Origin of the sequence: Streptococcus sp. 3874, assembly GCF_013276425.1 — a bacterium.
GTDB lineage: Bacteria > Bacillota > Bacilli > Lactobacillales > Streptococcaceae > Streptococcus > Streptococcus pseudopneumoniae.
On the sequence record NZ_VMLA01000100.1, the window covers coordinates 1 to 5,636 of the forward strand.

Sequence of the window (5,636 nt, forward strand, 5' to 3'; positions counted from 1 at the left end):
CGTCAGCGTCGCCTTACCGTACTCAAGTACAGCTTGCGGCTAGCTTCCTAGTTTGCTCTTTGATTTTCATTGAGTATTAACTTACAGGTCAAAATAGAAAGAAAATCACACCCCATACAAGAGCACAAATATAACCAACCACTACATCCTTGGGATAATGCACTCCCCCTAAGACTCTCACTAGACCGAGGAAGGCTGACAAGACCAACAGGATAACCCCTACAGATAAACTAGCATGTAAGCAAGCCATGGAGATAATGGTTGCTGAAAAGACATGACGACTGGGCATAGACTGACCAGGACTATCTCTGTCAAGCAAGGGTTTAATATCCCATTCCTCATAAGGCCTAGGAGCATTGATTTTCTTACGAAGAAAGGACAAAATCACAAAACCTGACGCTGGAATAAACAAATAGATTCCGACCTGTGTCCCAAGTCCTTGTTGGAGATAGGTAATTGCTAACAAGGTTAGATAAATCATAGGCATAACTACTGTCATGAACCGATTGAAAGCTCTTAACAGTCTCAGAAAGATAGGCTTATTTTCAATCTTACCAGCAATATGGTCATACCATTCTTGATAATTTTTCATATATTTTCTCATTACTTACTCAAATTTTGCTTGCAGGGAAACACTTATCTTCTAGTATAGTGCAGAAAAAGAAGGCCGTCAAGCCTTCTTTGGATTTATTCTTCTGCTTCGTCTTCTGTAAACTGACTGTTATAGAGGTCAGCGTAGAAACCAGCTTGCGCCATCAGCTCATCATGATTTCCTTGCTCGATGATATTGCCATCTTTCATAACCAGAATAAGATCAGCATTTCGGATAGTAGACAAGCGGTGGGCGATGACAAAGGACGTTCTGCCTTCCATCAAACGATCCATGGCTTTCTGAATCAATTCCTCTGTACGGGTATCAACAGAAGAAGTCGCCTCATCTAGGATTAGGAGTGGCGCATCTTTTAACAAAGCACGAGCAATGGTCAATAGTTGTTTTTGCCCGACAGACAAGGTCACTGTATCATCCAAGACGGTATCATAAGCATCTGGTAGGGTCATAATAAAGTGGTGAATCCCTACAGCCTTGCTAGCTTCAATCACGCGCTCATCACTAATACCCTTTTGGTTATAGATGAGATTATCTCGGATAGTACCTTCAAAGAGCCAAGTATCCTGCAAGACCATTGAAAAGGCATCGTGTACTTCCGAACGCTTCATATCCTTGGTATCCACACCATCGATACGGATACTTCCCTTATCAATCTCATAGAACTTCATCAAAAAATTGACAATGGTTGTCTTACCAGCTCCGGTCGGTCCGACAATGGCAACCTTTTGACCTGCATGAGCGGTCGCAGAAAAGTCATGAATAATGGTTCGCTCTGGTGTATAACCAAAGGAGACTCGATCAAAGACTACTTGACCTTTCATATCGCTCAATTGTCTTTCTTTATGGGATTCATCTTCCATCTCCTCTTCAGCTAGGAATTCGAAGACACGTCCCATGGCTGCACTAGCCTGCTGCAAACTAGTAATCCCTTGGGCAATTTGTGAAAGAGGCTGAGAAAAGATACGAACGTAGGCCATAAAGGCAACGATAATCCCGATACTGATGTGCCCATTTAAGGCCAAGGCTGCACCAACGATAATCACCAAGGCATAGCTAAAGTTCCCAATAAACATCATAATCGGCATCATAATCCCTGAAATAAATTGAGATTTCCAAATACTGTCATACAGACGATGGTTTAATTTCGCAAGCTCTTCTTTCGTACTCTCGATAGCATTATAACTGGTCACCACATTATGGCCAGAGTACATTTCCTCCACATAGCCATTGACAGCTGCCAAATCTTGTTGCTGACTCTTAAAGAAGCCCTGGGATTTTCCCATAAAGACAGACACGAAAGCAAAACCAACAAGAGTTGAAACAACCGTCACCAAGGCTAAAATCCAGTTCATCCCAAACATGGTTACCAAGACTGCTAAGACCAATAAACTAGATGAAAGAACTGTTCCCAGACTTTGATTAAGGGACTGGGCTGCAGTGTCAACGTCATTGGTTACACGAGACAAAGTATCTCCTTGAGAATGTCCATCAAAATATCCCAATGGAAGGCTATTGATTTTCTCTGCAATAGCTCTTCTCAAACGCTCTGAAAAACGTTGAATAGCTGTTGTAAACAGAAAGGCCTGTAAATAATTTGATAGAAGTCCGATCACATAAATCACAGCCAAAAAACCACCAATAGCTGCAACCGCCGCGACATCCACACTTGTTTCCAGACCACTGGCAATAATATTAGTCATTTCCTTGATGCGGGTTGGACCATATACAGTAATGATATTGGATACGATTGTTGCTAGAAAGGCGATTAGAAGGGCAAACTGGAGGCCTGCAAGATAGGGTTTACTCTGTTTCCAGAGAGACATTTTCTTATTTTCCATGTTCCAATTCCTCCTTCGATAGTTGTGAATAAGCAATTTCTTGGTAAACTTCGTTATTAGCTAGAAGTTCCTTGTGGGTGCCTTGTCCCACGACTTTTCCTTGATCCAAGACCAAAATCAAATCTGCATCCATAATCGTTGAAATGCGTTGTGCAACGATAAGCTTGGTCATAGACTTGGTTTTTTCTGCTAGCTCTTGGCGTAGGACACGGTCTGTCTTGTAGTCCAAGGCTGAGAAGGAGTCATCAAAGATGAGGATTTCTGGCTTCCGAGCTAAGGCACGCGCAATTGCCAGACGTTGTCTTTGACCACCTGAGAAGTTGGTTCCTCCTTGGGCCACTTCTGACGCTAAGCCCGCTTCCTTGTCTTCGATAAAGTTCTTAGACTGGGCCAATTCCAAGGCTTGCCACATAACTTGCTCACTAAGCGGTGTTTCTTGACTCTGTCCAAAGTCTAAATTACCCTTGACATCACCTGAAAAGAGAACCGCTTTCTGGGGAATATAACCAACCTTGTTGCGCAAATCATTCAAGTCATAGTCTTGAACATTAACACCGTCCACCAGAATTTCTCCTGCTGACACATCGTAGAATCGTGGAATCAGATTGACCAGAGTTGATTTACCAGAACCTGTTGACCCAATAAAGGCCACTGTTTGACCAGCTTCTGCTCTAAAGCTAACATGTTCGATAACTGCCTCCGAATTTGACGCATAGCGGAAGGTCACATCCTTAAATTCGACCTGACCTTTGAGGTTTTCATCAGCCAGCTGCACTTGAGCAGGGTTTTGGATAGAAGAATGCAAATCTAAAACTTGATTAATCCGCTTAGCAGAGACCATAGTTCGGGGAAGAACGATGAAGAGTGCTCCCATGAGAAGGAAGCCCATGACAACCTGCATGGCATAAGACATGAAAACAATCATGTCACTAAAGAGAGGCAGACGCGCTATCGGAGCAGCGTCGTTAATCACATAGGCCCCAATCCAGTAAATCGCCACACTCAAACCACTTGAAATCCCCATCATGATAGGGTTCAAAATAGCCATAAGACGGTTGACAAACAAATTCAAGCGTGTCAATTCATCATTTGCTACTGCAAATTTTTCATTTTGGTATTCCTCTGCATTGTAGGCACGAACGACGCGAATACCTGTTAAACTTTCACGAGTAATACTGTTCAGTTTATCAGTCAGCCCCTGAATCAAGGACTGTTTTGGAAAGGCTAGCGTCATCAAAACGGTCGTCATCAAAACATTGACAATCACTGCCACAAGAACGGCCCAGAGCCAATATTCTGAATGACCTAAAATCTTCCCAATAGCCCAGATAGCCATAATTGGACCACGCGTAACTACTTGCAAGCCCATGGTAATCAACATTTGAACTTGAGTAATGTCATTGGTGGTACGCGTCAAGAGACTAGGAATAGAGAATTTCTTAATCTCTGTCTGCGAGTAATCCAAAACTCGGTTAAAAATATCACTTCTCAGCCTACTAGTATAAGAAGCCGCCACTCGGGATGCAAAAAATCCAACTGCAACTACGGACAAGAAGGCAAGAAAGGACATTCCCACCATCATGCTTGCCGGCTGCCACAACTCATCTAAATTAGTTCCTTGACTACCTAGCAAATCCGTAATTTTCGAGATATAGGTCGGCACTTCCAACTCTAGATAGACCGAAAAGCAAGTAAAGAGAATGGCTAGTAAAATCATCCCCCATTCTTTTCTACTAATTCGTTTTGCTAATTTCTTCATTCTCTCCTCCTATCCCCTTGATATTTTCCTGTAGTTGACCGAGAACTTTCTCAAAAATCAGTAATTCATCTTCATCAATGTCTTCCATCAACTGCTTGTCTATGCGTTCAAAGAAGGCCTTAACCTGTTTCATCTGAGAACGTGATTTGTCCGTCAGACGAACAAATTTAGCCCGCTTATCGCTAGGACTCGCCTCCAATTCCACCAAACCATTTTGCACCATACGCTTGACCAAATTACTAGCAACAGACTTGGTAATATTGAGTTCCTGCTCGATATCTTTAATCAAGACCAAGTCTTGGTTTTTCTCACGATTATCCAAAAAACGCACAACCTGACCTTGAGGTCCACCCATAAATTCAATACCACAACGTTTGGCTTCCTTTTGCACCATGAGGTGAATCTGATGACCAAAACGCTTAAAGACTAACATCGGTTTATCCATACTAACCCCTTTCTAATCATTGCATTTAGTTCCTAGGAGAACTATTTTATCATTTTCAGAAAAGAGATGTCAAGAAAAAGTTTTCATGAGAACTATTTTCTTGATTAAAAAAATCCCAAGTGATTTTTTCACTTAGGATCATATTCTCTAGGTTAAATTAGAACCCATCTACGTTTGTGTAGATTTTTTGTACGTCTTCGTCGTCTTCAAGGACGCTGTAAAGTTTTTCAAAGGTTTCAAGGTCATCGCCTGACAATTCCACTTCTGATTGAGGAATCATTTCCAATTCAGTCACTTGGAATTCTTCGATACCTGACTCACGAAGGGCAACGATAGCCTTGTGAAGGTCAGTTGGCGCTGTGTAAACTGTGATTGTTCCTTCTTCTGCTTCTACATCATCCACATCCACATCTGCTTCGAGCAATTGCTCAAAGACCGCGTCCGCATCTTCACCTGCAAATACAATAACACCTTTGTTATCAAAGAGGTAAGAAACAGAACCTGAAGCGCCCATGTTTCCGCCGTTTTTACCAAAGGCTGCACGGACATTAGCCGCTGTACGGTTAACGTTTGAAGTCAAAGTATCCACGATCAACATAGAACCATTTGGTCCAAAACCTTCGTAACGTCCTTCTGTAAAGGTTTCGTCTGTGTTTCCTTTTGCTTTATCAATCGCTTTATCAATAACGTGTTTTGGCACTTGGGCTTGTTTAGCACGGTCGATAACGAATTTCAAAGCTGAGTTTGATTCTGGATCTGGATCACCTTTTTTAGCTGCTACATAGATTTCTACACCAAATTTTGCATATACTTTAGAGTTAGCTCCATCTTTAGCCGTTTTCTTGGCTACGATATTGGCCCATTTACGTCCCATTAGGAATCTCCTTTTTTCACATTTTAATCTTTCTTATTATAACACAAGTTTTTTCGATTTTCACTAGAGGAAATGGATTTTATTCAGTAAATCGGGACTTTGACAGTTGT

Annotated in this window: 5 protein-coding genes; all 5 read right to left on the reverse strand. The window is 41.9% G+C overall.

What is annotated here, in order from left to right:
• Positions 1 to 88 precede the first annotated feature (88 nt).
• The 5 genes from HT703_RS09315 to HT703_RS09335 all read right to left on the reverse strand — a co-directional run bounded on the left by HT703_RS09315 (position 89) and on the right by HT703_RS09335 (position 5,526).
• Positions 89 to 592, reverse strand: coding sequence for a phosphatase PAP2 family protein (locus tag HT703_RS09315; protein WP_054393071.1), 504 nt, complete (start codon positions 590 to 592; stop codon positions 89 to 91).
• Positions 593 to 687: 95 nt separating this feature from the next.
• Complete coding sequence (locus tag HT703_RS09320) at positions 688 to 2,448, reverse strand: ABC transporter ATP-binding protein (protein ID WP_023937312.1); 1,761 nt, start codon at positions 2,446 to 2,448, stop codon at positions 688 to 690.
• Positions 2,438 to 4,207, reverse strand: a complete 1,770-nt coding sequence (locus tag HT703_RS09325; RefSeq protein ID WP_023937310.1) for an ABC transporter ATP-binding protein — start codon at positions 4,205 to 4,207, stop codon at positions 2,438 to 2,440. The genes HT703_RS09320 and HT703_RS09325 overlap by 11 nt, the downstream gene beginning before the upstream one ends.
• Positions 4,182 to 4,652 (reverse strand): MarR family winged helix-turn-helix transcriptional regulator, encoded by a 471-nt coding sequence (locus HT703_RS09330; protein WP_023937308.1) that lies wholly within the window; start codon positions 4,650 to 4,652, stop codon positions 4,182 to 4,184. The genes HT703_RS09325 and HT703_RS09330 overlap by 26 nt, the downstream gene beginning before the upstream one ends.
• 157 nt (positions 4,653 to 4,809) lie before the next feature.
• On the reverse strand, positions 4,810 to 5,526 hold the full coding sequence (locus HT703_RS09335; protein ID WP_000532877.1) for a YebC/PmpR family DNA-binding transcriptional regulator: 717 nt from the start codon (positions 5,524 to 5,526) through the stop codon (positions 4,810 to 4,812).
• Positions 5,527 to 5,636 lie beyond the last annotated feature (110 nt).